The organism is Lysinibacillus sp. NPDC097868 (assembly GCF_044761135.1).
Lineage (GTDB): Bacteria > Bacillota > Bacilli > Bacillales_A > Planococcaceae > Lysinibacillus.
In genome coordinates, this window is the sequence record NZ_JBIWBS010000001.1 from 1,981,559 (window position 1) to 2,007,284 (window position 25,726).

At 33.4% G+C, this 25,726-nt stretch carries 27 protein-coding genes, 1 pseudogene and 1 riboswitch; of the genes and pseudogenes, 5 read left to right on the forward strand and 23 right to left on the reverse strand.

What is annotated here, in order from left to right:
• Nucleotides 1–151: 151 nt before the first annotated feature.
• The 9 genes from ACIQXJ_RS09805 to ACIQXJ_RS09845 form a co-directional block, all read right to left on the reverse strand.
• A complete protein-coding gene (locus ACIQXJ_RS09805; protein WP_403052759.1) occupies nt 152–1,297 on the reverse strand; it encodes a cyclically-permuted mutarotase family protein in 1,146 nt (381 codons plus the stop codon).
• A gap of 462 nt (nt 1,298–1,759) precedes the next feature.
• Nucleotides 1,760–2,953, reverse strand: a complete 1,194-nt coding sequence (nagA, locus tag ACIQXJ_RS09810; protein WP_403052762.1) for an N-acetylglucosamine-6-phosphate deacetylase — start codon at nt 2,951–2,953, stop codon at nt 1,760–1,762.
• 74 nt (nt 2,954–3,027) lie between these two features.
• Nucleotides 3,028–3,882, reverse strand: a complete 855-nt coding sequence (locus tag ACIQXJ_RS09815; RefSeq protein WP_403052765.1) for a MurR/RpiR family transcriptional regulator — start codon at nt 3,880–3,882, stop codon at nt 3,028–3,030.
• A 16-nt stretch (nt 3,883–3,898) separates the two neighbouring features.
• The gene (locus tag ACIQXJ_RS09820) at nt 3,899–4,792 is read right to left on the reverse strand and encodes an ROK family protein (RefSeq protein WP_403052768.1); all 894 of its coding nucleotides are present in this window, start codon (nt 4,790–4,792) and stop codon (nt 3,899–3,901) included.
• Nucleotides 4,793–4,809: 17 nt separating this feature from the next.
• Nucleotides 4,810–5,514, reverse strand: a complete 705-nt coding sequence (locus ACIQXJ_RS09825; RefSeq protein WP_403052771.1) for an N-acetylmannosamine-6-phosphate 2-epimerase — start codon at nt 5,512–5,514, stop codon at nt 4,810–4,812.
• A 27-nt stretch (nt 5,515–5,541) separates the two neighbouring features.
• On the reverse strand, nt 5,542–6,381 hold the full coding sequence (locus tag ACIQXJ_RS09830) for a carbohydrate ABC transporter permease (RefSeq protein ID WP_340824901.1): 840 nt from the start codon (nt 6,379–6,381) through the stop codon (nt 5,542–5,544).
• 12 nt (nt 6,382–6,393) lie between these two features.
• Nucleotides 6,394–7,275, reverse strand: a complete 882-nt coding sequence (locus ACIQXJ_RS09835) for a carbohydrate ABC transporter permease (protein WP_401007901.1) — start codon at nt 7,273–7,275, stop codon at nt 6,394–6,396.
• Between the two features lie 70 nt (nt 7,276–7,345).
• Nucleotides 7,346–8,737 carry an ABC transporter substrate-binding protein gene (locus ACIQXJ_RS09840; RefSeq protein ID WP_403052775.1) on the reverse strand — a complete coding sequence of 464 codons (1,392 nt, stop codon included), beginning with the start codon at nt 8,735–8,737 and terminating at the stop codon, nt 7,346–7,348.
• Between the two features lie 145 nt (nt 8,738–8,882).
• Nucleotides 8,883–9,794 carry a dihydrodipicolinate synthase family protein gene (locus ACIQXJ_RS09845; protein ID WP_403052778.1) on the reverse strand — a complete coding sequence of 304 codons (912 nt, stop codon included), beginning with the start codon at nt 9,792–9,794 and terminating at the stop codon, nt 8,883–8,885.
• A gap of 361 nt (nt 9,795–10,155) precedes the next feature.
• Here ACIQXJ_RS09845 and ACIQXJ_RS09850 point away from each other — a divergent pair, with 361 nt between their 5' ends.
• A complete protein-coding gene (locus ACIQXJ_RS09850; RefSeq protein WP_403052781.1) occupies nt 10,156–11,058 on the forward strand; it encodes a PucR family transcriptional regulator in 903 nt (300 codons plus the stop codon).
• Between the two features lie 104 nt (nt 11,059–11,162).
• Entirely contained in the window at nt 11,163–12,320 is a 1,158-nt protein-coding gene (locus tag ACIQXJ_RS09855) for an ABC transporter ATP-binding protein (RefSeq protein ID WP_403052784.1), read from the forward strand.
• 199 nt (nt 12,321–12,519) lie between these two features.
• Here the strand turns inward: ACIQXJ_RS09855 and ACIQXJ_RS09860 are convergent, their stop codons facing one another.
• Nucleotides 12,520–13,059, reverse strand: a complete 540-nt coding sequence (locus ACIQXJ_RS09860) for a hypothetical protein (protein ID WP_401018532.1) — start codon at nt 13,057–13,059, stop codon at nt 12,520–12,522.
• Nucleotides 13,060–13,073: 14 nt separating this feature from the next.
• Nucleotides 13,074–13,319, reverse strand: a complete 246-nt coding sequence (locus tag ACIQXJ_RS09865; protein ID WP_403080852.1) for a hypothetical protein — start codon at nt 13,317–13,319, stop codon at nt 13,074–13,076.
• Nucleotides 13,320–13,674: 355 nt separating this feature from the next.
• On the opposite strand from ACIQXJ_RS09865, the gene ACIQXJ_RS09870 reads away from it, so the two are divergent.
• Nucleotides 13,675–14,163 (forward strand): flavin reductase family protein, encoded by a 489-nt coding sequence (locus ACIQXJ_RS09870; RefSeq protein WP_403052787.1) that lies wholly within the window; start codon nt 13,675–13,677, stop codon nt 14,161–14,163.
• 206 nt (nt 14,164–14,369) lie between these two features.
• On the opposite strand, the gene ACIQXJ_RS09875 is transcribed toward ACIQXJ_RS09870, so the two are convergent.
• The 3 genes from ACIQXJ_RS09875 to ACIQXJ_RS09885 form a co-directional block, all read right to left on the reverse strand.
• The gene (locus ACIQXJ_RS09875) at nt 14,370–14,525 is read right to left on the reverse strand and encodes a YezD family protein (RefSeq protein WP_080653350.1); all 156 of its coding nucleotides are present in this window, start codon (nt 14,523–14,525) and stop codon (nt 14,370–14,372) included.
• A 73-nt stretch (nt 14,526–14,598) separates the two neighbouring features.
• Nucleotides 14,599–14,696: riboswitch (SAM riboswitch) on the reverse strand.
• A gap of 214 nt (nt 14,697–14,910) precedes the next feature.
• Nucleotides 14,911–15,585, reverse strand: a complete 675-nt coding sequence (locus tag ACIQXJ_RS09880; protein ID WP_403052790.1) for a phosphopantothenoylcysteine decarboxylase domain-containing protein — start codon at nt 15,583–15,585, stop codon at nt 14,911–14,913.
• 97 nt (nt 15,586–15,682) lie between these two features.
• Nucleotides 15,683–16,558 (reverse strand): LysR family transcriptional regulator, encoded by an 876-nt coding sequence (locus ACIQXJ_RS09885; RefSeq protein ID WP_340824911.1) that lies wholly within the window; start codon nt 16,556–16,558, stop codon nt 15,683–15,685.
• Nucleotides 16,559–16,692: 134 nt separating this feature from the next.
• Here ACIQXJ_RS09885 and ACIQXJ_RS09890 point away from each other — a divergent pair, with 134 nt between their 5' ends.
• Entirely contained in the window at nt 16,693–17,592 is a 900-nt protein-coding gene (locus ACIQXJ_RS09890) for a DMT family transporter (RefSeq protein ID WP_401007922.1), read from the forward strand.
• 155 nt (nt 17,593–17,747) lie between these two features.
• Here ACIQXJ_RS09890 and ACIQXJ_RS09895 read toward each other — a convergent pair whose 3' ends face one another.
• Complete coding sequence (locus ACIQXJ_RS09895) at nt 17,748–18,254, reverse strand: general stress protein (protein WP_403052793.1); 507 nt, start codon at nt 18,252–18,254, stop codon at nt 17,748–17,750.
• A 198-nt stretch (nt 18,255–18,452) separates the two neighbouring features.
• A complete protein-coding gene (locus ACIQXJ_RS09900; RefSeq protein WP_403052796.1) occupies nt 18,453–18,902 on the reverse strand; it encodes a Dps family protein in 450 nt (149 codons plus the stop codon).
• Nucleotides 18,903–19,111: 209 nt separating this feature from the next.
• Between ACIQXJ_RS09900 and ACIQXJ_RS09905 the strand changes: the two genes are divergently transcribed.
• Nucleotides 19,112–19,642 carry a GNAT family N-acetyltransferase gene (locus ACIQXJ_RS09905; RefSeq protein ID WP_403052799.1) on the forward strand — a complete coding sequence of 177 codons (531 nt, stop codon included), beginning with the start codon at nt 19,112–19,114 and terminating at the stop codon, nt 19,640–19,642.
• Between the two features lie 137 nt (nt 19,643–19,779).
• Here ACIQXJ_RS09905 and ACIQXJ_RS09910 read toward each other — a convergent pair whose 3' ends face one another.
• From ACIQXJ_RS09910 to ACIQXJ_RS09940, 7 genes and pseudogenes are all read right to left on the reverse strand, one after another.
• On the reverse strand, nt 19,780–20,250 hold the full coding sequence (locus ACIQXJ_RS09910; RefSeq protein WP_403052802.1) for a DUF7878 domain-containing protein: 471 nt from the start codon (nt 20,248–20,250) through the stop codon (nt 19,780–19,782).
• 594 nt (nt 20,251–20,844) lie between these two features.
• Complete coding sequence (locus tag ACIQXJ_RS09915) at nt 20,845–21,660, reverse strand: class I SAM-dependent methyltransferase (RefSeq protein ID WP_403052805.1); 816 nt, start codon at nt 21,658–21,660, stop codon at nt 20,845–20,847.
• Nucleotides 21,661–21,665: 5 nt separating this feature from the next.
• Nucleotides 21,666–22,792, reverse strand: a pseudogene (locus ACIQXJ_RS09920) (MFS transporter).
• 87 nt (nt 22,793–22,879) lie between these two features.
• Nucleotides 22,880–24,172, reverse strand: coding sequence for an adenine nucleotide alpha hydrolase family protein (locus ACIQXJ_RS09925; protein ID WP_403052808.1), 1,293 nt, complete (start codon nt 24,170–24,172; stop codon nt 22,880–22,882).
• Between the two features lie 82 nt (nt 24,173–24,254).
• Entirely contained in the window at nt 24,255–24,443 is a 189-nt protein-coding gene (locus tag ACIQXJ_RS09930; RefSeq protein ID WP_403052811.1) for a hypothetical protein, read from the reverse strand.
• A gap of 525 nt (nt 24,444–24,968) precedes the next feature.
• Nucleotides 24,969–25,295, reverse strand: a complete 327-nt coding sequence (locus ACIQXJ_RS09935) for an IS3 family transposase (protein ID WP_403052814.1) — start codon at nt 25,293–25,295, stop codon at nt 24,969–24,971.
• An 11-nt stretch (nt 25,296–25,306) separates the two neighbouring features.
• Nucleotides 25,307–25,630: a helix-turn-helix domain-containing protein gene (locus ACIQXJ_RS09940; protein WP_403052817.1), complete on the reverse strand. Its 324-nt coding sequence runs from the start codon at nt 25,628–25,630 to the stop codon at nt 25,307–25,309.
• Nucleotides 25,631–25,726: the final 96 nt, after the last annotated feature.

Consider the following 25,726-nt stretch of genomic DNA (forward strand, 5'->3'; position numbering starts at 1 on the left):
CCAAATGCTATTTGATTTCCGCTACGGGCTTACGATTAACTCGAGCACATCGTAAGCCGCAACCCCCGCTAACGTGCGGTTTTTTGCGGCTTACATAACGTGCTTTCCCACGACATAGGAAAGTTATTCTCGCTAAAATAGCATTATGTCCTTAATTTGTAAGGAATGTTCCAGCATAAATTGCGTTCGTTCTTACTCCTGGTTTTATTTCTCCATTAATAGAGTAAATATTTTTCTCCATTAATACTAAGCCCTCTCCACAAGGTGCATCAAATGGAACTTTTCCTACAGAGCGCCAAGTATCCTCTTGCGCATTATAAATTAGTACCTCTTTATTCCAGTTAAACTCATAAGGATCTGCAGTAAAGTATTTTGTTCTAAATGCCAATAATTCTTCATCTTTTAATGATCCTAAATTTTTTACAGCATCATCATACACTGTTTTATTAAAGCCACCGATTACCAACATTTCATTTTTATTTAATTTGACCGAATTTGCGCCAAGTAAAGAAATTTCTTTCCCATTTACTTTTACAGAAGAAACTTTTGACCATTGGTTTTTCTCGATGTTGTATTTGTAGCCATCTGTATAAGCAATTGATCCTCCACCACTAAATACATAGAGGTTTCCATCTAATATTTGAGCTACGCTTTGATTTCTAACACTTTCTCCAGGTATTGTCGCTAGCTCTCTAGTTTTAGATGTTTTTAAATCATACTCGTATAATTTATTGCTTTCTTTTGCATTTTGCTTCCCTAGTCCAATATATAATTTTCCATCTTTCTCAGCAGCTATCCCATCACTAATAGTAAATGGAAGATCTCCTACTTTTTCTACTTTCAATTTTTTATTTTTATCAATCGTTAATAAAGTAATATCGTCTGCATATTCTTTGTCAGGACTTCCACCAATATAATAGATTCCTTTTTCTGTCGTTACGGAAGATCCATAGCCAATTTCATGGTTAAGATTCGTATGTTCCACCATTGTTAATTGATCTTTCTCTTTTTTATAAACATATATATCTGAGTAATGTTGCTTCGCGCCTCCATTTAATACTGTATCATAAGGGAAATTCGCGCCGCCTCCTACGATTAAATAATCTTTATATGAGCCAGATAACACGCCAGCTGTCCCAATATTCTTTTCAAATCCTTTTTGCGCCTCTAGTTCTCCTGCATATTGCCATGTTATTCTTTCCACTGAATCTCCGCCTTTAGAAGCTTCTACTTTACTTCCAATGCCTACGCCCAAAACCAACATGGATGTCATAGCTGCTACCAAAAATTTTTTCATAATTTCTCCTCCTCTTAATATGGAAATTACATCAAATTTCTTTTAAAGATAATGACAAAATATCTCCAATCACCTCCTTTGGGGATTGCATTTATTTCTAGATCACCTTATTAAAATTCTAAATATTCCGAAAATTCAACTGTTAAAAAGTTTTTACTTTGTTTTTATAAAAGGAGAACTAAAAGAGAAATGAGGTAGAATCGACAACCTTAGTGGAATATAGGCTACGCTGGAAGTCGCAAAAGCAATTTATCAATAATTCATTTAAGAACGCGTCAAATTTCAAAACTATGTAAATGACTAGTTCAAGAAAATTATCGCGTTCTTCGTTAACCGCTCCCTTTGTTTATTCCCCTATAAATAGTCTGCTAGGGTATATTAACAAAGAGATTTACAATATAATCATTTATTATCTCTAGCTTTAAAAGTTCATTGCTAAAAACGATTAGAAGATTAATAATGCTAGTCCTCCATCGGGCTTTCTTTTTGATAAGATAAAATCCCTCGGCAAAATGTCATCAGCACATCATAATCATTGTTTAACACCACTAAATCTGCATCCATTCCAGCTTTAATACTTCCTTTACGATCTCTTATATTTAACTGTTTTGCAGGATTAGTTGATGTCATTCTAATAACATCCTCGAGTGTACAGTCATCACAATATTTCAGCATATTTTTTAACGCATCACTTAGTTTTAAAACACTGCCTGCTAATGTGCCATTCTCTAATACAGCCATTCCATCTTTCACAATGACCATCTGACCGCCTAAATCATAGTTGCCATTTTTTAAGCATTTTGCCCGCATGGAATCTGTAATTAAAATTAGTTTTTCGCTTTTTTTGTTTTGATATGCTAACTGAATCATTGCTGGACATACATGAATTCCATCTACAATTAACTCTGCATATAATTCTTCAAGAAGCAAAGCAGCGCCCACAACACCAGGCTCTCGATGATGCAACCCTTTCATTTGATTAAACAAATGAGTAACTTGTGTAGCGCCAGCCCCTATTGCCCTTTTTACTTCTGCAAACGTCGCATCTGAATGACCTATTGAACTGACAATTTCATTTTCTTTAAGGTAGCGAATGAGTGCCAATCCGTCTTTTTGCTCAGGAGCCAACGTAACCAGTTTAATTGTTCCTTCGGCAAGGTCTTGCCACTTTTCAAATAGTGGGATTTCCGGCTGGATAATAAAATCGACTGGTTGCGCTCCTGCCATGCTAGGATTAACAAAGGGCCCTTCAAGATGAATGCCGAGCAGCTCTGACTGGCCTGGTTTTTGATAGCTTTTTATAAAGCTCGCTGCACTTTTCAATGCTTTTGAAATATTCTCATCAGATTGGGTCATAGTAGTTGCTAGAAAGCTTGTTGTACCTTCCTGTGGCAATGCTCGGACAATTGTTTCAAGAGATGCTATTTCTGCATCCATAACATCAGCGCCAGCTGTCCCGTGCGTGTGAATATCAATCATGCCAGGTATTACTGATTGTCCTTGTAAGTCGATAACATAGAATTGATCATCTGCTTTATAGTTGGTCATCCAGCCAGTTTCTTGAATTTTCATTTCATCAATTTTAATAAATCCATCGGAAATAATCTGATTTTCTGCATAAATTTTTGCATTGATTAAAACAATTGATTGATCCATTCTATCTTACCTCTCAATTCATTTAGCTTAGTCATTCCACATTTTACAAGCTTTTAGCAACCTCAAGTATCCCTCTAAAACATCTTTTCAATAACTGCTTGAGCAGTTAGTTCTTTGTTATGAACAGATTCTTTGTTCGTTTTCTTGAAGTATTCAAGATAAAGTAAATCTAAAAGATAGAGCTGTGAAATTTTTGCAGATAAACTGCCCCCTTGCAGTGGCCCTTCATTTGCGCCACAAAGCAGTGTAATATCTGCAAAACTTGTCAAAGGAGATTTTGCAAATCTCGTTATCGAAATAATTTTTGCGCCTCTTTCTTTTGCTACTTTTGCTACTTCAATCGTATCTTTCGTTGAACCTGAATAAGATATGAGAACAGCTACATCTTGCTCAGTCATTAAAGCAGCAGACATAATTTGAAGATGAGAATCCACTGAGCACTCAGTTTTATTGGTAATTCTCATAAATTTATTTTTTGCTTCCATTGCTGTCATTAAGGAAGAACCGACGCCAAAAAAGTGTATTCTTTGAGCGTTTATCATGCACTCCACAGCATGCGCTATATCGCTTTCCGATAATAGATTATAGGTTTCAGTCAGCGCATGGACATTTGACGATAAAACCTTTGACGATAGTTCTGCAATTGTATCTTGCATCGTAATCGCACTGGAAAGTTGCGGGGTTTCATTATCAAGCGTAATGCTATGTGCTAGCATAATTTTAAACTCTTGGTATCCTTTAAGATCCATCGTTTTACAGAATCGAAACACGCTTGACTCACCTACGTTACACGCGTCAGCTAAATCAGTAATTGACATGTAAATGACATCTTTTATATTTTCGAGAATATAATCTGCTACCTTTTTTTCCGTGTTAGTAAATGAGTTGTATCTCGAATGAATAAGTGAAAATATATCTTGTTTTCCCATAATAGTACTCCTTCTATTAATCGCCTCTTAAATGAAGTGATACTGCGCCAAGAATGCCAGCTTTATTTCCAAGAGAGGCTTTCATGATTTTTACATCCGAGAAACTCTCCATCGTTAACAATTTAACTTTTTCAGCTATATTGTTGACGAGATTTTCTTGCTCCATTACACCACCACCTATAATAATTGCTTGTGGATTAAAAATGTGAATGAAGGAAGCTAACCCTAATGCTACTTCTAAAATCCAATCCTGAAGAACCTTTTCTAAACTTTGATCCCCTTGATGCATTCTTTCGAAAATGACTCTACCATTTATAAAGTCAGCGTTTATTTCCTGTGCTCTTTTTATTAAAGAGGTTGTAGATGCATACGTTTCATAGCATCCATTCTTACCACAGTTACAATTTTCACCGAATGGATGGGTAATAACATGCCCAAATTCTGCTGCCAATCCATTATGTCCTTTATAAATTTTAGAGTCTATTATTATGGCACCCCCAATACCTGTACCATATGTTAAACAAAGAAAATCTTTATAGTCCGTTGCTGCACCAAAATACTTTTCCCCTAATGCAGCTGCGTTTACATCATTTTCAACTTTAACAGGAACTTTAAATTGTTGCTCAAGGATAGCCTTTAGTTGAGTACCAGTATAATTTGGAATATTATCATTCGCATATATTATAGAGCCATCTGTACTATTAACCTGTCCTGCAGTGCTAATACCTATTGCATGAAAGCCCTGATACTCACTTATTATCTTAATTAGTTTTTCAACTAAATACTTTCCACCTTTTTTACTTTCTGTATCATATTCTTTATATAATTCTATTTGCCCATTTTCATCAGACATGCCAACTTTTATCGAGGTGCCGCCAATATCAGCTGCTAATATCTTCACTTCAATCATCCCTTTAGCCTGACTATCTAATTTACTTTATACTGATTGATCGCACTAACAAATCTTTTAGTAATTTCCATCGGTCTTGTAATAGCAGTACCAACAACTGCTGTATGAACGCCAAGATCAAAAACACGCTTTAGTTCGTCTGGAGTCCAAATGCCACCTTCAGCAATGACAGGAATAGGAAAACTTTGTATTAGTCTTTTAATCAACTCTAAATCGGGTAATTTTTTATCATTTGTATATTCTGTATAACCGCTTAATGTTGTACCTAAGCAATCAAACCCTAATTCATACGCTTCCTTAGCCTCTTCATAAGTAGAGCAATCCGCCATAAAAATCTGATCTTTATACTTCTTTCTAATTTCAGGGAATATTTCACTTATTGTAGTGCCATCAGGTCTAATTCTTTTCGTGGCATCAAGAGCGATAATATCTACCCCCTCCTTGTAAAGCAATTCGACCTCTTTACTAGTCGGTGTAATACATACGTCCGATTCGTCAGATGACTTTTTGATAATGCCAATAATGGGTAGATCAACCATACTCTTTATTTCTCTAATATCTTCAATACTATTTGCTCTAATTCCCTTAGCACCTCCAAGCATTGCTGCATAAGCCATCTTCCCCATAATAAAAGAGCTATGAAGAGGTTCTTCTGGAAGTGCCTGACATGAAACAATCAGTTGTCTTTTAATATCATCAAAAACTTGCTGTTTTTTATTCATTTGCATACATCTCCATGGATAATCATATTACTTATCTGCCCCAATCGTAATTCCTTTTGTAAAATACTTCTGGAAGAAAATAAATATTAGTAGCATAGGAATGGCTGCTACAGTAGCACCCGCCATCTTATAAGCGAAGTTTGGATTTAAATCTTGCATTAAAGTTGCAATACCTACCATTAGTGTTTTTGAGTTAACATCTTGACCTACAACGAGTTGCCATAAGTAATCATTCCAAACCTGAACAAAATTAAGAATAAATAACGCACCAATACCCGGTTTAACTAGCGGTAGCATGATTTTATAAAATATACGAAATTCGCTAGCACCATCGATTTTTGCGGCTTCTCTTAATGAATCAGGAATAGTATCAAAAAAACCTTTTAATAAAAATACGCCAAATGCTGTTGCTACGTTAGGCCAAATCATGCCACTTAACGTATTTACCATATTTAAGTCTTGAATAATTCTAAACAGTGGAACAATCATAACTTCTTTTGGAATCATTAAACTTGAAATAAAAATAATGAAAATAACATTTTTCCCTTTAAATTTCAGCTGTGAAAAAGCATAAGCTGCAAGCGAACTAACAACAATTAAAGCAAATGTAGACATCAGCGCTACAAATAAACTATTATACGTCCATGTTAGAGCAGGCTGATTATTAAACACATCTACATAGTTACTAAAGTTTAAGCTTTTAGGAAACCAATCTGGTGGCATTTTCACAACATCCGCACTGTTCTTTAAAGAACTTGTCACAAGCCAATATAATGGAAAAAGACTTAAAACAGCGAAAAATATAACAATGCAGTTTGTTATAATTTCTATTTTTTCTCTTTTCCTCTTATTCTTATTTCTTAACATACTCATTCACCTCTAATCCTTCTTAAACATAGCTCTTAGCTGTGGAGTAGATAACACTAATGTAATAAGGAACATAATTACACCTACTGCAGAAGCAATACCAAGCTGATTATACTTGAATGCATTATTATATAAGTAATACATAAGTGTCGTAGAGGCGTTGTTTGGACCCCCACCTGTTAATAGCTGTATTACGACAAATATTTTGAGTACAGCAATAATGTTCATAATAATAATGTAAATCGTTGTTGGTTTTACCATTGGTATAATAATCTTGAATATTATTTTCATTCGGCTTGCACCATCGACTTCTGCTGCTTCAAAGAGTTCCTTTTGTACACCAATCATAGAGGCAATATAAAGAATGATTGCCTGCCCTACATTTGTCGCAAAGGTTACGAAAATAATTACAGGCAGTACCCAATGTGTATCCCCTAAAAAATTGACTGAGGTTTCCATTTTCCTCGCTATAAATGGTATAAGTCCATTTGCAGGATTTAGCAAAAAACTCCAAATCATACTCATAACAACCATCGAAACCATGACCGGAATATAATAAGCTCCTTGTATGAAGGACACATATTTTGCATTTTTATCAAAAACAGTAGATGCAACAAACAGAGCGAAAATTACTGTTAATGCTACAATGAATACAACAAAAATAATTGTGTTGATTGTAGATTGCACAAAAACAGGATCGCTAAATAATTTTCGATAGTTTTCAAACCCAACAAATATTTCATTCTGATAGTTAATCTTAAATAAACTTAAGCGAATCCCTTCAATGATAGGGTAAACTAAAAATACTAGAAAAAGTAATATTTGAGGTCCAATAAACAAGTATCCTGTCATATTTTCTTTAAAAGATTTTTTATTGATTTTCATCGGTATCATTTACCTTTCTACAATTTAAGCCCCCGAGATAAAGGGGCTTAAATTGTTGTAAAGTTATATACGCGCAGAGCTATTTATTATAAATTACAGAGTCTACTTTTGATTCCTCTATAACTTTATTACCTTTTGTTTGGTAATCTTTCACAGCCTCATCTGCCGTTTTACCACCAGTATATAAAGCTTGTAATTCTGGATATAAAACTTGTCTTAATTGGCTGTATCCAGGTACATTTCCAGTGAAATTAAACATGTACGGATCATTAGCAGAATACGCCTCGAAGTAAGGTTTTTCTGATTTAAACTCATCAGCAACAGTTGTTCTTACTGGTACACCATTTTTAGATGCCTTTACAAGTTCAGGATCAGTTGAAATAAATTTCACGAAATCCTTACTAATTTTAATTCTTGTTTCGTCTTTTGTATCAAAAACGGCTGCACCTGTTACATAAGTAAATGTTAATGGGTCCCCACCCTCAGAAGGAATATTAGCCAGTCTTATATCAAACTTAGGCGCTTTTCCACTTTCCATATCAGCCTTTGCATTATTGAATAAAATTGCGTTTGTAAAACTAATTGCAAGCTGTTGATTTTGGAACATTGCGTTCACGTCGTTTGAAGAAACGGATTCCGCACCTGGGTTTGTTAAGCCCTCAGCATAAATTTTCTTTAACCAATTTGCAGCCTTCACACCATTTGCGTCATCAATGATTAAATTTCCATTGTTATCAAAGAACTGATTGCCAAACATTCTTAAATAAGCAAGATTCCAAGTATCACCTTGATTATTTAGCGCGTATAATCCCATTGGATACGCATTTGAATATTTATCTTTAGGTAAATCCGTTTTTAACTTGTTTAGAATTTTTTCATAGTCAGCTAAAGTCCAAGTTTTGATTTCATGCTCTCCACCAATGTACTCATCTAGTCCAGCAGCTTTAAACATATCTGCGTTGTAAGTTAAAGTACCTGGGTTATGAGAGTAAGGGAAGAAGTAAACATCATCACCAAATGTCACGCTATCCCAATAACCTTGCGCAATATCTTTTTTCGATTCGTCATCAACAATATCATTTAACGGTACTAAAGCACCTCTATGAGCATAGTCACCCATAGCAAACACACTTTCAAAAAACACATCAGGAGGTGTTCCACCATTAAGGCTTACGTTTAATAGCTCATCACGTTGATCTCCTGCAATAACTTCTACATTAACCTTTACTTTGTGGTCCTTATACTCAGCAGCAAATCGCTCCCCTGCATGTTTGAAAAAGCTATCATAATCGGCTCCATCTTCTGAAGAATCCAAAACACCTTTCCACTGTGGAGTTAACCAAACTTTTAATTCTACCTCATCAGAAGAACTAGATTTAGAACTATCTGTAGAATTACTTGTACAACCAGCTAGCACTGAGAGTACAAACAAAATTGCTATTGCGGTTGCTAGATAACGCCTTTTAAACATAAACTACTCCCCCTTAATAATTTAATTTACAAATTAAAATTACCTTTATGAAAGACAAGCCAAGTAATAAGCTTGTGACCTCCCTCCTAATGCGAAACAACTTCCCATTGCTTTGAGAAATTCAATACTTTGAATCTCTTTTTAGCTACTCTTTGTACTTTAATATTGTTTGATCGATTAACGCTTTAATGCCTGCTACTTTATTTAAATCCTCACCAGATACTGGCTCTAATGGGCCTCTTACACTGCCAATAGTAACCCCGTTTAATTTTAAAACTTCTTTAATCGTTGAATACATGGAACCATTTAATGAACATAAAGCTACGATAATATCATTAATATCATGCTGAATTTTTCTCGCATTTGCGAAATCCCCGTTTGATACAAATTCCTCTGCTTTGATAAACAGTTCCGGCATCGCGCCATATGTTCCACCAATCCCACTATCTGCACCAATTACTCTACCTGAAACATATTGTTCATCGGGTCCATTAAATACAATAAAATCTTCACCTGCAGTTGACTTAAATCTTTCAATATCCATAACTGGCATCGAAGAATTTTTTACGCCTATCACTTTCTTATTCTCTAATAATTTCTTAAATAGATTGATTGAAAGATCAAATCCCGTTGTTTGAGGGATATTGTAAATAATAAATGGCATATTCGTGGCATCCATAATTTCCGTCCAGTATTTATAAACTGAACTTTCTGAAAATTTAAAGTAAATTGGTGGAATAGCCGAGACAGCATCATAGCCTAATTCCTCAGCATATTTTGCTAAAATAACACTATCCCTTGTCGATGGTGCCCCTACATGAGCAATTAACGTGAGCTTCCCTTTTACATGTTCTGCTACATATTTTAGAGTTGCTTTTCTTTCTTCAAGGCTGTGATAAATACATTCCCCTGAACTTCCACCTACATAAAGACCGTTAACGCCTTTGTTGAATAAATAGTCGCAAAGTTCTTTTGTTCGGTTCTCAGATATTTCTCCTAGATCATCATAACAAGCATAAAAAGCAGGAATGATACCTTTATATTTTTCTAAATTCAACTTTGAACACCACCTAATTAATTTTAATAAAACCTTATGTGACATTACATCACGAAAAATATTACGATACTTCGTAAGCAAAGCATGACCTTATTCGAAACCACCAGCTGTTAACGCTTACAATTAATATTATAACAATTCAAAATAAAATGTAAATAATTTTCTTTATTTTTTTATTTTTTGGAGAAAAATTTCACCTTCTTTAAGCATAAAAAAAGAATTACCCTATAAATGCTACTTTAAATAACTTAATACAGCTGTTATGTAGCGCTTCTCGTCATAACAATTAAATAATGATTAGCGATATTGTTTTACAGTAAGGCTGAAAATTGTTTACAATCAGTCTAAAAAGGAGAAACAAATGCTTGAAAAACTAGAAAATCTTTTTCAAACAGCTTTTACGACTACATATAATGCGCAAGATAATAATCGATATTGGTTCCAAACAGATGATGGCAGGAAATTTGGAATTAGCAAAACGGCCCTTTCCAATTCAGAACACAATCTATTAAAAACTTTATTCCTTCCCGTTGAGCATCTTACTATCGAACAAAATAATTCGAATATTCAGCAGAAGTGGTATGATTTTTTATTTAATGATGCAAAAGAGGTACCGTTTTCACAAGATGTAAAAACATTACGTTTTTTTTATTTCTATTTGAAACAACCAATTGATGATTTCAACAACTTTAAAGAAGCGATTACTGGGGGATTTCAGCAACCAATCATTTTAATGATCAATGACACACAAGGTATGATAATAGACGAAAAGCCACGAGTAGTTTTCGATCAAGAGTCGTTTAATCAGCTAAGTGATACATTAACTAGTGATTTTTTTGTTGAAATTTATAGTTATATCGGTCAACTACATCAAGCAAATTATTTATTGAAAGAAAAATTCGACCATGAATTCCAATGCTTTAACACAATTCATCGTTATGCAAATCGTGAAAAGACAATTACATTTTACGAAGCTTTACCATTATTGATGATTCATTCACCATCGTTCGTAAAAAAAGATATACTGTCCGATCTTTTTATAGAAAGTATTGAAGGACAAGAAATGCTTCATACTATTCAAGTTTTTTTGCAATGTAATTTAAATGCTTCTTTAACGGCAAAAAAGCTCTATATCCATCGCAATAGCCTGCAATATCGATTGGATAAATTTATTGAAAACACTGGTATAGATATTAGGTCCTTTGCAAACGCTGCTTTTGTTTCTCTTGCAATGATACTGTTGAAATCAGAAAATTATCAATAGTTGTACAATGTGCCCAAACATGTTTTGTGTAATGTATACGTATACATTTTACATATTTTTCTCTTATACTCTAAAAAAACACTTACATAAGGGAGATGACGATTTTGGCAGAATTAAAATTACAACATATTTTTAAAATCTATGATAAGAATGTCACAGCAGTAAAGGATTTCAATCTTGATATTGAAGATAAGGAATTTATTGTTTTCGTAGGTCCTTCAGGTTGTGGTAAATCTACTACATTACGTATGGTTGCTGGTTTAGAAGAAATCTCAGAGGGAGATTTAATCATTGATGGAAAGCGAATGAATGATGTAGCGCCTAAAGATCGTGATATCGCCATGGTATTCCAAAACTATGCCTTATACCCACATATGAGCGTATTTGAAAATATGGCATTTGGCTTAAAGCTGCGCAAATTACCGAAAGATGAAATTAATCGCCGCGTGAACGAGGCAGCCCGTATCTTAGGGCTGGAAGAATACTTAAATCGTAAACCGAAAGCACTTTCAGGTGGTCAACGTCAACGTGTCGCTTTAGGACGTGCCATCGTGCGTGATGCAAAAGTCTTTTTAATGGATGAGCCTTTATCAAACTTGGATGCGAAACTTCGCGTACAAATGCGTGCTGAAATCACAAAACTTCATCAACGCTTACAAACAACGACAATTTACGTGACACATGACCAAACAGAAGCCATGACAATGGCTACTCGCCTCGTTGTTATGAAAGATGGCATTATTCAACAAGTAGGTGCACCAAAAGAAGTGTATGAGCAACCGAATAATGTATTTGTCGGCGGCTTTATCGGCTCCCCTGCTATGAACTTCTTTACGGGTACACTTACAGATGGCAAATTCCACATTGGGAATACGTCCATTACTGTGCCACAAGAAAGAATGAAAGACTTACTTGCGCAAGGCTATAACAATAAAGAAGTTATTATGGGTATACGTCCTGAAGATTTCCACGATGAACAAGCATTTATCGAATCAACTCCAGGTTCAAGAGTCGATGTAACAATTGAAGTAGCTGAATTAATGGGCGCAGAGATTATGCTCTATTCACAAATCGAAGGTCATCAATTTATTGCACGTGTAGATTCCAATGCCACTGCTAAACCAGGCCAAGTATTGCCACTGGCATTGGATATGAATAAAGTACACTTCTTCGATAAAGAAACTGAAGATCGTATTATTCCAGGTAATAGTGGACAAAACAAAGGCAACGAAGGCACTGAAAAGCCTGTTGTTGTTGGCTAAGATGGTAGCGAAGTTGGTGACTCCTGTTCATAACAGCACACAATGAAAGGCGGAGGCACTCTGCACAATAGCGAGGGTTATGGCTTACTGTGCTGAGCGGAAAACACCGCCGCAGCGGACATCAACGGTATAGAAAAAGTGTTAGATTGATTCAATCAATCTAACACTTTTTGATTAGTTGCACTCAATATAAATTGTTTCATATCCGGGTTTTTAATTTTTGAATTTTTTCAATTTCGTAGCTATATTTAGTCAAATCAAGTTCTTTTACAAGAACAGTAAAAAAGACTTCAGCACGATTTAAAAAGATACCTAATAGCATTTTTTGTTCAAATTCTAACACATGATCGTCGTTATCAAATAAAAATTGTACTTTTTTATTTTTTAATTGCTTTAATTGTATTTTAACTGGTTGATCAGGAAAATAACTTTTCCCAATGCCGTCCTCTAAGTAATCTTCAATCACATTGACAATATATCCCCATAGCTCAGGGAGATAGTCCCAATATCGAACACCTAAAATTTCTTTATTATAGCATTTAATCGATAACCCACCATCAAGTCTAAGAAGACCGTCTTCTTCTATATATTTATTTTGAGTGTTATTGATAAAAGAAACAAATTCATCCCAATTATCGTTTATGCTTATCGTATATTTATCAGGATTGTTGACTGCATCTTCCAAATCGTCGATAATTCTTTTTACAACAAATTCATTAATTGTTACTACTTCCATCATATATTCACCTCACATTAGTTTTTTGGATATAGTTGTCTAATATGCCCATCTTTAATCCCTAATACGTATTTAACACCATCTACTTGTCCCTCTACTCTGAACATACCATTTGTTCCTTTTTTGGCTAATATCGTATTATTTTGTTTAGCTATATTTAAAGCAATACTTTTTACATCATCTACACTTAAATTTTGATTATAAAACGATTGATTTCCCCTTATTGACCCATCCCAATATTTCGGGTGATGTCGAGTTAACATATGTGATTTGAAAATGCTTAACTCATTCAATAGGCGAAGAATCAATAAATCAAGCATTTTTTATTAAGTAAATACAATTCAAATTTTCAGAAAATTATAATTATAAATTATTGCGGAATTTCTATCATATGTCATTAATATAGTCAATAAATAAAATAAGTATCTCTTTAAAAACCTATATCAAATACCCATATTTAAGATCTCTTTCTCTTTTTAGAAATTTTTATATTATAACAACTGAATAATATACGCTTTACAGTTGCTGGATTATTTTGTAGGCTTTCCTTTATAGCAACAGAAAAATGAGTAAGAACAAACAACCTGTTTTCTCCATAAAATAATAAGAGGTGATTGTATGACGGACAAAGTAACTGCTTTTAAACAGGCTTTAGGTAATTATCCAACAGGTGTCACAGTTGTCACAGCTTACAATGATGTGAATGAACCGATTGGCTTAACGGTCAATTCCTTTGCATCTGTTTCCATAGATCCACTCCTTATCCTATGGTCATTGGACAAAAAATCGCAGCTGCATCCACTTTTTAGTAATACGAACAAATTTGCGGTAAATATTTTAGCGAACGATCAAACACATTTATGTACGGTATTTTCAAGCAAAATCCCTGACCGATTTGCGCAAGTAAAATGGTCTAATTCTTTACATGGTTTGCCAATATTACATGATACTTTAGCTACGCTGCAATGCGAAACATTTAAAAAAATTGATGCAGGAGACCATACGATTTTCATTGGTCATATTTTAGAAATTGATAATGCGCAGAAGGAGCCATTGCTTTATCATCGTAGGCATATTGGTCAAATCCCAACGAGCTTTTACGAATAAAATAAAAAGTAGGCATTTCAAATTTTATTTTGAGATGCCTACTTTTCTTGTTTGTAAGTTAAAAATATTTAGAACAAACTGCCCTTGCGTTCAATATTGGAACATGAACCAAGTTCATTGATGTTGCACATTAACTCAGGACACTATGTGGCGACAATAAGCTTAAAATTTGGTCCCGAGTTAATTTCTCTGCTTCTTTTAAAACTTTACTTTTTTTGAGGAAATCTTTGTTTTTCCAGTCGATTAATTTGGACAATAACTCCATCTTGAATGGTAATTTGCACTTCACCAAATTCTAAATTTTGAATAGCCTTCGCAATAACTTCTAATTTCTTATCATCAATCTTAGACAGTTGAGACATACGATACACCCCTTCTTTTTTTCATACTTTTGTGTATAAAAGAGATCCACGCATCAAGACGATTTGATGCCTCCCCTTATCTCTCAGATAACTTTGCTGGAGTTGGCACCGATTAACTCAGTTGCCGAGACTTCATTATGCCTCATTCCTCCAGACCTCTCGCGATAAGAGTTTACGTTTCTTGGAAATAATTCTATAATTCAGAAAACCTATTGTCAATATAAATATTATAAAACCTAGTTGAATACTATACAATAGCGAAAAAAGGTACATTTTTATTGCTCGAAAATTTCTCGAAATCCAACTTATGATCTTGAAAGCATTAGTATGAATGTTCAAAACATAAAAAAGCTGTGCAGAATTATATATTCTACACAGCTGCTCTTTATTCGTTTTGTAAGTATTCCATTAACACTTTTGCAGTTTCTTGTTTACCAATGACTCTGATAGGTTGTCCTTGTGCGGGTACAATCCAATGTGGCTCTTGTCCGCCATATAAAGATTGTGAACTATTGGCAACCATCAACTGTGCATCTGCTGTTTTCATACGAAGACGTGCACGGGACAGTAAAAACTCCTCATCGTCCGTTGCCTCTAGCTTAAATCCTACTAAAGTGACATTTGGCTGCCAACCCTTTATTTGCCCTAACACTTTTGGTGCTTTTTTAAAGTGAATAACAGGGGGCTCGTCAGACGGCATCTTCCCTGCACCTTCCATTAAATTCCCGGATTGATCGTATACTTTATCAATGACCCAATCAGAGCCTGCAGCTGCCATAATAACGATGTCTACTTGTTCATTTTGTACAGCATGACGAACCTTGTCACTTAAATCTTCAATACCTTCAAAGCGTACTGTACGCATTTTATCTTGATTAATCGGCAGTTGCGCAAAATAGCCATGCATATAGATGACGTCTGCACCTGCGTCTAGAGCTGCTTCAGCCAAATAACAGCCCATTGACCCCTTCGATAAATTCGTATGCCCTCGCACACGATCCCATTTTTCAAGTGTTCCCCCACTTGTAATGAGTACGGTTTTTCCTTGTAATGTCCCCACTCACACTCACCTTTTCTTTTCAAACTATCATTTTTGAAAAATAACAAATTAATAAGCAATCTACATGTTCTATTTTAACGTAAAAAGCTTAAATAACCTATTTCTTATTTTGTTCTTTTAGCCACACACTTAAAATTTCCGCAAACTTTTTAGTTACCGGTGAGGCTTGATGTTTCATCGCTAGCCCTATCGTACGATAACCACCTTGCTTTAGTGGGATAGCCCTTAATGAGGACGGTAATCGGTTAATCACTAATCGAGGTAAAATAGTAATGCCTAAATGGTGTGAAATCATCGAAATAATCCCAACCTCCTCCGATAGCTCAAATCGAATATTCGGTTTAACATGGTACTGCTCTAAAATTACTTTTACATCATTAGTTCCTCGATACGATGTCATTATAAAAGGCATGTCTTCTAGTTCAGTAATATCAATTTCTGAACGATTATAGAGAGAGCTTTGATCAGAAACTATACACAAAAGGGGGTCTTGGACCAATTCGATAAATTGAAATTGCTCCGATTTTTGACCGTTAAGGAAACCAGCGTCAACTTCACCACTTTGTAGCCACTGTTCGATTTCATAATAGTCCCCTTCACGTAACTCTACTTGTATACCTGGAAACTGATTGTCCATAATACGGATAATTTCTGGCATCCAGTTGGAAGAAATACTAGAAATTACACCTATTCGTAATTTCCCTCGAGTTACACCAAGAATATGGGCAGCTTCTTGTTGTAATAATTCGTCCGCATCGAGAACATTTCGCATAGCCCGAAGCATTGTTTGTCCCTCGCTCGTTAATGTCACTCCTGTTCGACTTCGATGAATAAGGGCAAATCCACATTCTTTCTCTAAGCTGGAAACAGCATGACTAACTGCCGATTGGGTTAATCCCAGGGCATCTGCAGCTTTCGTAAAGCTCGAAACTTCTGCAACTTTATTTAAAATCTCATATTTGACTAAACTCATTCACATTCCCTCATATATACATGAATTTTTTTAATACTAATCATTATAAACATTCGTTTTACTAATCACAATACAAGATATATAGTAAATTTTAGTATGAAACTGTTTTAGTACACAGAGATAGAAGGTGCATAATGAGTAATCAAGGGAAAGCAAATTTATTAATGGTCATAGTTACAATGTTTTGGGGATTGTCTTATACGTTTATGGTAATGGGACTTGAAACTTTAGCTGTATTTAATGTGGTAGCATTACGCTGTATCATCGCATTTTTGGCAGCAGGCATTATTTTTTATAAACGAATGATAAAGGTCAATTTCAAAACATTGAAATACGCAGCTATTCAAGGTTTGCTGTTATTCATTGTGTTTGCACTTAGCTTATTTGGATTAGAGACAACTTCTGTTTCAAATGCAGGATTTATTTTAAGCCTTACAGTAGTCTTAGTGCCCATTTTCAGTAGCTTTATCGAGAAAAAGTTGCCATCAAAAGCAGTAAGTTTTGCGATTATTTGCACGATGATTGGTATTACAGTATTAACTGTTCAACATTCTTTTACATTTCAAATGGGCGATATATTAGTTGCAATCGCGGCATTATGTTATTCGATTTATTTACTGTTAAACGGTCATTTTACACGTAGCGTAGAATCGATTTCTTATGGTATTTACCAGCTCGGTTTTGCTGGAATTTATGCGCTTGTTTTAACACTACTTTTTGAAGCACCTACACTTCCGAATTCAACTACTTCATGGATTGCGATTTTAGGGCTTGGTATTATCTGTAGTGCATTTTGCTTCGTTGGCCAAACTGTTGCACAACAGTACACTTCTGCTACACATACAGGACTAATTTTCTCATTAGAACCTATTTTCGCAGCGATGTTTGCGATGATGTTCATCGGCGAAGGACTAACGGTAAAATTACTTATCGGTGGAAGTTTTATTTTAATTGGTAATCTTGTCGCTCAATTAGAGCAACTTCATATTCTTCGATTTATGCGAAAACATGAACAAGAAAAAGTGATGCATTAATCAGAAAAAGACCCTGAAAAATTTTCAGGGTCTTTTTCTGATTATCTAAGCTTTGATGCACACTGTTATAAAAAACAAGCAAAAAGTGAAATGGAGTGCATACCATTTCACTTTTTGCTTGTTTTCAAGCTAGTTAAATTCTAGCCACTTTACCTTTATAAATATCTTCTCATTTGTTCAGCTTCGTTCATTTGCTCTTCAGCTTTTAGTCGCTCTTCGCGTTGTACTGGTGTCTCATCAACGATAGATTCAGGTGGCGTTACATGTGTATCGAATGGATCAAGTTGAGCGCGTTTTGAATCTGCGGTAAGTGTAGACGATGTAGGATTTACATCATCATGCTCCGCGTATAATACGATGGCTCCTTCTTCAACCAGTTGAGCGTAATAAGCTGTTTGACCCTCTGTAAGATCAAATCTTTTTAAACCTTCTGTGACAGCTGTCTCACCTGTAAACCATGATTTAATTTGGTCAAGCCAATTACCTGCCTCATGTGTTTTCACATCACCATTTGATTTAACATCTTTAATTTCATCTGCTTCTCTAGAAATAATATGAATTTCATCTGCGTTAAAACCTTCCATGCGCATACATTTTAAAATATGAAACATCTCTTCTCTCGTATGTGCAACTTCAATTTTTGGGTTTTGTTCATTCATCATGTTCAATTCCTCCTAATTTTGTAAGGCTTACTATGTATGTACCCTGCCACTTTCCCAAAAAACCTTTTTTATGCATCCTTTAAATAAATGTAATATTTGTCACATCATATTGTTTTCTGTTGCGTTTTTGTCATATTCTATTAATCGCTATTAAAAAACACTTGGAGCTATTAACTTTACTCCAAGTGCCAATGTTCATTATGCATATTTTTTATCAAGAAAGGCTTTCAACATCCAAGTATGTTTTTCAAGGGATAAGTACATCCCATTTAATAAATCTTCAGTACGGTCATCCCCTTCTTCTGCCGCTAGCTGCATAGCATGATTAATAGCTTGCATTTGCTTTTCAAAGTCTGAAACAGTCGTTGCTACCATTTCATCAGCAGTTTCTTTACCTGTTGCTTCATCAACATATGATAGCTCGAGATATTCTTTTAACGTAGCAACTGGCTCTCCACCTTTTGACAGTATACGCTCTGCTGTATCATCGAAGTTAATTGTAATTTCATTATATAATTCTTCAAATTTAGCATGGAGTGTAAAAAAGGCATTACCTGTTACATACCAATGATAGTTATGTAGTTTCGTATACAGTACTGACCAAGTTGCGACTAGTTTATTCAATTCCTTGTTTAAATCTTGTGGCATAATTACCCCTCCAAATTATAGTTTTTTTAGGTTTTTAGTATGCAACAACATGCCGCACCCTGTCAAGTAGACACATTAAATAAAATAAAAAATAATTAGTGAAATAAAAATTCTCTCTTCTTAAAACCTTTGACAGTGAATATATTTCAATTCCACTTAGTGCACGTTATTGTACAATGGAATAAAACCAATCCAACATAGGAGACTTTATGAAGATTACATTAAACGAATTGGCCTATCATGATATGGAAAATTTATATGCATTTGAGCTTGAAAACCGAGCATATTTTGAAAAGATGGTACCTAGTCGTGGCGAGGATTATTATGCTTTTACTATTTTTAAAAAGAAAAACATTTTGCTACTTGACGAACAAGCGCAAAAGCTATCCTATTTCTATTTAATTAAAAATGAACTCGGACATATCGTTGGACGCATCAATTTAACAGATATCGATAAAGATCAACAGCTAGGTCATATCGGTTATAGAGTTGGGGAAAAACATATTGGTCAAGGTATTGCCAATATTGCGTTACAGTTGTTATTAGCGAACGTCAGCAATCAAGGCATATCACAAATTACGGCGAAAACAACAACAAATAATATAGCCTCACAAAAGGTATTAGAGAAAAATGGCTTTACCTACACTGGCACAAGTAATGAGGAGTTTACAATGCATGGACAAAATGTGAAGTTTGTTTATTATCGTTGGAGCGTTTCGGAAGCAATTTTTAATAAGTAGTGTTTCTGAAAATGAATTAATTTTAAATTCAATAAATAAAATTCATTTTTAAACTAGTAAACCACCTATCAATTTTATTTGATCGGTGGCTACTGTTTTTATGTTTTTAACTAATTAATAAATTACTCAAATCAAATTTATCTACCAGTGACACTATAAGGAATATGTTTAATAAACTTGCCTAATTCAATATTAAAATAACTTTCAATGTCTTCTTTAAGTTTTTTCTCTAAAGCTAAAAATTCATTTACAATATAATCTAAGTCAAAAACATTATAAACGTTAGATTTTGCCCAAATGGATGTTACACGAGCTTTGTTAGAAAAAGGTATTAACGAAAGTACAGCTCCATCATCATAATTGTCATACTCTATTGAAAAATAATGGAATTCCAACCTCCCATCTTCTTTTAATTTTTCTTTCCACACATACAGAGACTTATAAAATTCCAAAAAAGCTAGTTCTTCTTCAAAATATAACGCCTCATTTATTTTAATTTTAAAGTTAGCCTCTACTCCCAAAATCAACGAAACATTTCTCTTATCTTTATTAGAAATGGAATCTGATTCACTTAAAATTTCAAGCTCAAAATGAATAGAATTATACACATTCCATACCTCATCAACAAGCTTTCATGCATATTTTTAAAAAGAAAAAACCCCAAAAGCTTGAATACCAGCATTTCGAGGCTTAAAATGGAGTAAGTTTTATTTTGCATATCTACTAATGGAAAAACTTCAATTACTATCATTTAATAGTTTCGCAAGGAATTTGTTAATTTGAGATAGCCTGTGTTATGCGATGGCCATAGTTTCCTCTACTAAAATCTCATTTAATTGTAGTATATGTCAATTCTTTAACTATTCGTCACGGTATTTAAAGCCAAAGTTAAACATCTAGGTCGACTATTAATAATTTCAGAACCAATAATCTCTTCTAAATACCCTTTACCATAATGTCTAATTTCTTATAAACATTATTTATCCATTGATTCCCTTCCAATAAGATTGATGCACAAGCACGTGATAATGTACACCCTAAAGCTTCGAACGTAAAAACTAATTTTTAATTCATATATTTATATAAATTAAAACTACATCGTTACAACCTGGATTACTAGATTCAAATATAGCTGCATTTTCTAACTTACCATAATTTCTTGGTTTCGTAGCATAATCTAAAATCAAGTTTGAATAACTTTATCATTTAAAATTAAATACTCCACCACCTACTTTTTGAGCAACTAATTGTAATCTTCTATAATCATTATTAAAACGAACATTGCTTATAGTAAAATCTCCAAACAATTTTTGTACCACAAAATCACTATTTTCTAGTATTGCGATTATTTCAGAAATTGAATACATTCTTATGCTATGAGTTTGCTCTCTTTGTCCTTGTTTATCAATAACTTTCATAGTAGTATTTCTTCTACTATTGATATAATCAAATTGATGCGATATGACGTAAGTTTTATCGTCTATTGTTACCCAATCTCTATATCTAAAATTTTTCAACATATTATCTCTATTTGGTATATCGATAATAAGAATACCATTTTCATTTAATAGCGAGTAAATTTTAGAGATTAATTTTTGATTTTCTAAATCTGAAAAATAGCCGAAAGAAGTATGCATTAAGAGACAACAATCATATTTATTATTTGTGGTAAAATCTCTTGCATCACTAACTATATAATCAACATGACTTTCACTTGAACTTTCTGCAATTTTTATCGTATTTGGATCTATATCCAAACCGGTAACAATATAACCTTCTTCACTTAATCTATTTGCGTGCCTTCCAATTCCACAAAATAAATCTAATATAGTAGATGCGTTTGATTCTTCCAGTATTGATTTTATGAAAGACAACTCATTTTCTGTAATTTCTATTGATGAACAAGAATAATACACAAGATTCCAATAATCATTATTAAAATAATCTTCATACCAATTTTCTTTTATCATGTCTGTATTTAATTTAGGAAGTGAACATACGATCGGTTGATTTGTCATTTTACTCAACCTTTCCTTTCAAGATAATTTATAGAAATCACAATTGCTAATATAGCACTTATACTTAATAATAATTTAGGACTAAAATATATAATTAATATGGATGTCAGACTCGTAACTGTAATATTGCTAAGTCTCACTATTGCATCTCCAGCTGTAATTGCCCTACCTATATACCTTGAATCAGTTAATAATTGACCAATTAAAGAAATACCAGTTCTGCATACAATCAATCCAATACCTATTAAAAAGCTCCCTAAAATTATTGAGTTTATATTTTCGAAAGTCCATAAAATGAAACCGGTTGCAAAAATCACACCAGAATAAATAAATAACCTTTCTAAGTTATTCGATATTTCTTTTTTATTCTTCTTGATTACAAAGCCTCCAACTAATGCACCAGCTCCTTGAATCGTATTAACTAAACCTAGCAAAATGGGAAACGTTAATGTGACATTGAAAATTGTTTGATTTACCATACTAGCTAAATATAAATAATTAACTATTACATAAATAGCTAAAGCGCTAGTTAAAAAGATTCTACTTATATTCAATTTTAATAGTGATTTATTTCTAAATAAATAAACCCATCCGGAACTTATTTTCTTCCAAAATGTTTCTAAATTAGAATCGCTAACTGGACTATCTTTGGATATCTTCATTATAAAAAGAGCGGAAATAATAAAAGATGTTAAGTTTATTACAAAGGATGTCCTTGGTGAAAAAAATACAATTAATATTCCTGCTATCGTTGGACCAATTAAACTGATTGAAGATAAATAGCTTTGAATAGTTGAGACTATTTCTAATCTATCATCCTTTTCAAATTGAGATTGAATATACCCTTCTCTTGAAGGATGAAAACAGAGTTGCAACATGCAATAAGAAATACAATTATATATACAAACCAAAAGTTTTCATCTGAAATAAAAAACAGTGGAATAATTAAAAAGGCACGAAGAATATCACAAATTAACATTAAATGTTTCCTAGGAAATTTATCTATAAACCAACTAGCAACTAATCCCATAATAAAAGTTGCTAAGGCACTAATAGAAATCAACCAGGCAGCTTGTATAGGTGAACCAGTAATTTGAAGAGTCAAAGATGCTAATGCAATTGTTAAAAACACTTCTCCGATTGATGCCGTAACTTGTGAATATATTATGTTTCTATTTCGGCATATTTTCCCTTCTATAAAACTTCACCACCATGTTTTTTACGATTTAATTAAATTAATATTTTCTAAAATCTTGCATAAATCGCATAATCCAACATCTTTATACTCTCGATCAATAATTGTATAATCCGGTTGATATGAAGTAGAATACGTTCCGGTGCAATTTTCACATTGCTTATAGTCATTTGGTACCAAATGTTTTAATGTTGTTTTTTGAGAATTCAACAATTGAAGTCCTGCACCCGGTAGAATAGTCTCGATTGTATCAGCGATTAAATAATATATATCTCTTGTTAACGAGCCACGTTCAAATTCTGAAGGACTTTCTTGACGATTATGACTTGGCATTATTGCTTCCAAATACAACGTTAACTCCTTTTTTGAGATAGGCCATAGAGGATAAATAACATCAAAGTCTCCAAATTTCCGATTAAATGGACCATTGAACGGAAACCCGACAAAAATACACTTAATTATCGTAGACATTAAATCTTCCTTCATTAGTCCAAAGGAAAGTTTTTTAAAACCCTGTTCTCTAGCTCCTTTCTCAACGGCCGATCTCATAATTATATGTGTACCTGCAATTGAATAAGATTTATTGAAATCATATTTTAGAAGTTCAAGTACATCGTTAGGGTCCTTCTTTAATCTAAATTGCTCTCTTACTTGATTATTTGTAATAATATTATGTTTAAAATTGAACTTTTCCGCAATTTCTTGAGCGAATCTCGTTTCTTTTGGTTTCGAAAATGTAGTTACATGGAATGAACTTATTGTATGCTCTGGTAGATAATTTCTATTCCGACTTAAAAAATAACCTAAAGATAAACTATCTCTACCTCCAGACATTGCTAGTGCAATTCTGTCATTATCTTCAATAATGTGAATCATTATTATTCCATCAACGAAAACTTTATCAAGATAAGAAACAAACTCGCCTTTATTAAATGATGTTTGTGTGGAAGTATAATCACCATTGTAATCATTGTGTAGGAATAGTCTTTTTGTGTAGTAAGCATGTTCAGTTACTTTTATTTTTCCTGTAACTAATTTTGTATCCCACAATCTTAATAAAGATAATAAATCGGGAAGATGGTAAGCTCTTACCATTTCCACAACATATTCACTATTTTCTTCTATTCTCTCTTGCCAATCGTCAATTATACTTCCATCCTTTTTTACAATTACAGCATCAATTGGAATGTGATTTTTATTTAAAAATGATGAAATCGGTTCATTTATCACGCCATCGATTTTGAATTTTCTATCTAATCTATCTTTAATTTCGATTGGCATTCGTCTAATAAAAGATGTTGTTCCAACATTATTCACAACTTAACACCTCCTCAATTGTAAAAGTAGCCTAAGTTTGAAAAGACTTAAACTACTTTTATAACATTGTGTTTTGGCAATACTATAAATGCATTACATGGTTTTCAGAAGAGTTACAATTCGTTTCTTCATGCACCATTCTTTGTTCAAACATTTCCATCATTTCAACCAAAGTTAAAGCTTTCGTATTTGGTGAAACATATAGAACAGGAGAAATTACAGATTCTGAATTGGAAAACTCATGGATTTTTAATATAGCTGTTGTACCCATACATATCACCCCCTTTCATAAACAATACGCGAATGTTCAATCATTAGGCGAAAATTAAATTTAAAATCATGTTCTACATATTAAATTTAGGAAATAAATAAAACGTAATTTATTGTAAAATTCAGAAATTTCTGATTATAAAAAAAGTACTTACTTCAATTACAAATAAATTTTTAGATTTACCTATAAATCAAATCAAATTACAAACTAATTAATTAGCTTCTTTAGCTAAAATGTATTGGATTAATTGAATGAGTCGCAATCTAAAGATGTAAAAATTATGTATTTTCTTAGATTTATTGATAGTACCTAAAATAATTTATAGGCATTATAATAGTTTTCCTTTTATAAGTCAATAAAAAAACAGAAAATTCTTATTTCAATAATAAAATATTGCATATATTTATACACTAATAAATACCTCACTATTTCAAGAGTTAAAAAAAGCTTAAAACGCTAGAATACCAGCATTTTGAGCTTTACATAGTGCAATTTTTTAATCATCATTACTCATCTTTTAGATTCTCAGTTGGGGCTTTTTAGGTAGTCCTCATTTTTTTTACTCCACTCCGATTTTAAGCTTGCTAACTTCATCAATCGATAAACCCGTTTATGATTATACTGTTTATTGAATTTTTCGTTTAGATGTAGCGTCATTTTGCGATAGCCATAGTTTCCTTCAGCATTTTCATATAGGTTATTTATTTCTTTTACTATCTCTTCATTTTCCTGTTGTTTTTTCGTTGGTGTACGCTGTGTCCATTTATAGTAAGCAGAGCGTGCAATCCCTGCGAATTCACATAGTAGAGAGATGGACAAGTTGTCGTTGTGATGCAATGCTTGAACGGCCATATATTTATTAATTACATTACTTTCCTCCCCTCGAGCTCCTCTAGCTTTTTTAATAATGCATTTTCTGTAAGTAGCCGTTCATTTTCACGTTCAAGGTGTTTCATTTTTACCTTGAATTGCTCTTCTATAGTTCGTTCTTGTTCTTCTTTATTTCGCCCACGTTTATCTTTCAGCGCTTGTTCGTCACCAGTCTCATATTTTTTTACCCATTGGTAAACTTGTTGGTATGATATTTGATACGTATCTGCTGTTAGTTGATAATTGTTGTCGTTCTTTAAACAAAATAAAACAATTTGAATTCGTTCATCTAAAGTCGTTTTTCTTCCCTTTGGCATAAGTTGGGCTTTCCTTTCCGTTTAACCGTCATTTTTTCTATTATAATTCTTAATGGTATGAACGAAAACAAAATATTCATTAATGCTTAAAATATA

Coding starts and splice junctions, on each gene's coding strand:
- ACIQXJ_RS09840 (WP_403052775.1), bottom strand. CDS start 8,737: ATGTTTAAAAGGCGTTATCTAGCAACCGCAATAGCAATTTTGTTTGTA.
- ACIQXJ_RS09890 (WP_401007922.1), top strand. CDS start 16,693: ATGAGTAATCAAGGGAAAGCAAATTTATTAATGGTCATAGTTACAATG.
- ACIQXJ_RS09805 (WP_403052759.1), bottom strand. CDS start 1,297: ATGAAAAAATTTTTGGTAGCAGCTATGACATCCATGTTGGTTTTGGGC.
- ACIQXJ_RS09820 (WP_403052768.1), bottom strand. CDS start 4,792: ATGATTGAAGTGAAGATATTAGCAGCTGATATTGGCGGCACCTCGATA.
- ACIQXJ_RS09860 (WP_401018532.1), bottom strand. CDS start 13,059: ATGATGGAAGTAGTAACAATTAATGAATTTGTTGTAAAAAGAATTATC.
- ACIQXJ_RS09825 (WP_403052771.1), bottom strand. CDS start 5,514: ATGAATAAAAAACAGCAAGTTTTTGATGATATTAAAAGACAACTGATT.
- ACIQXJ_RS09875 (WP_080653350.1), bottom strand. CDS start 14,525: ATGTCTCAACTGTCTAAGATTGATGATAAGAAATTAGAAGTTATTGCG.
- ACIQXJ_RS09815 (WP_403052765.1), bottom strand. CDS start 3,882: ATGGGAAAACAAGATATATTTTCACTTATTCATTCGAGATACAACTCA.
- ACIQXJ_RS09850 (WP_403052781.1), top strand. CDS start 10,156: ATGCTTGAAAAACTAGAAAATCTTTTTCAAACAGCTTTTACGACTACA.
- ACIQXJ_RS09915 (WP_403052805.1), bottom strand. CDS start 21,660: ATGACAAATCAACCGATCGTATGTTCACTTCCTAAATTAAATACAGAC.
- ACIQXJ_RS09895 (WP_403052793.1), bottom strand. CDS start 18,254: ATGATGAATGAACAAAACCCAAAAATTGAAGTTGCACATACGAGAGAA.
- ACIQXJ_RS09865 (WP_403080852.1), bottom strand. CDS start 13,319: ATGTTAACTCGACATCACCCGAAATATTGGGATGGGTCAATAAGGGGA.
- ACIQXJ_RS09935 (WP_403052814.1), bottom strand. CDS start 25,295: ATGGCCGTTCAAGCATTGCATCACAACGACAACTTGTCCATCTCTCTA.
- ACIQXJ_RS09930 (WP_403052811.1), bottom strand. CDS start 24,443: ATGGGTACAACAGCTATATTAAAAATCCATGAGTTTTCCAATTCAGAA.
- ACIQXJ_RS09870 (WP_403052787.1), top strand. CDS start 13,675: ATGACGGACAAAGTAACTGCTTTTAAACAGGCTTTAGGTAATTATCCA.
- ACIQXJ_RS09830 (WP_340824901.1), bottom strand. CDS start 6,381: ATGTTAAGAAATAAGAATAAGAGGAAAAGAGAAAAAATAGAAATTATA.
- ACIQXJ_RS09940 (WP_403052817.1), bottom strand. CDS start 25,630: ATGCCAAAGGGAAGAAAAACGACTTTAGATGAACGAATTCAAATTGTT.
- ACIQXJ_RS09835 (WP_401007901.1), bottom strand. CDS start 7,275: ATGATACCGATGAAAATCAATAAAAAATCTTTTAAAGAAAATATGACA.
- ACIQXJ_RS09905 (WP_403052799.1), top strand. CDS start 19,112: ATGAAGATTACATTAAACGAATTGGCCTATCATGATATGGAAAATTTA.
- ACIQXJ_RS09900 (WP_403052796.1), bottom strand. CDS start 18,902: ATGCCACAAGATTTAAACAAGGAATTGAATAAACTAGTCGCAACTTGG.
- ACIQXJ_RS09885 (WP_340824911.1), bottom strand. CDS start 16,558: ATGAGTTTAGTCAAATATGAGATTTTAAATAAAGTTGCAGAAGTTTCG.
- nagA (WP_403052762.1), bottom strand. CDS start 2,953: ATGGATCAATCAATTGTTTTAATCAATGCAAAAATTTATGCAGAAAAT.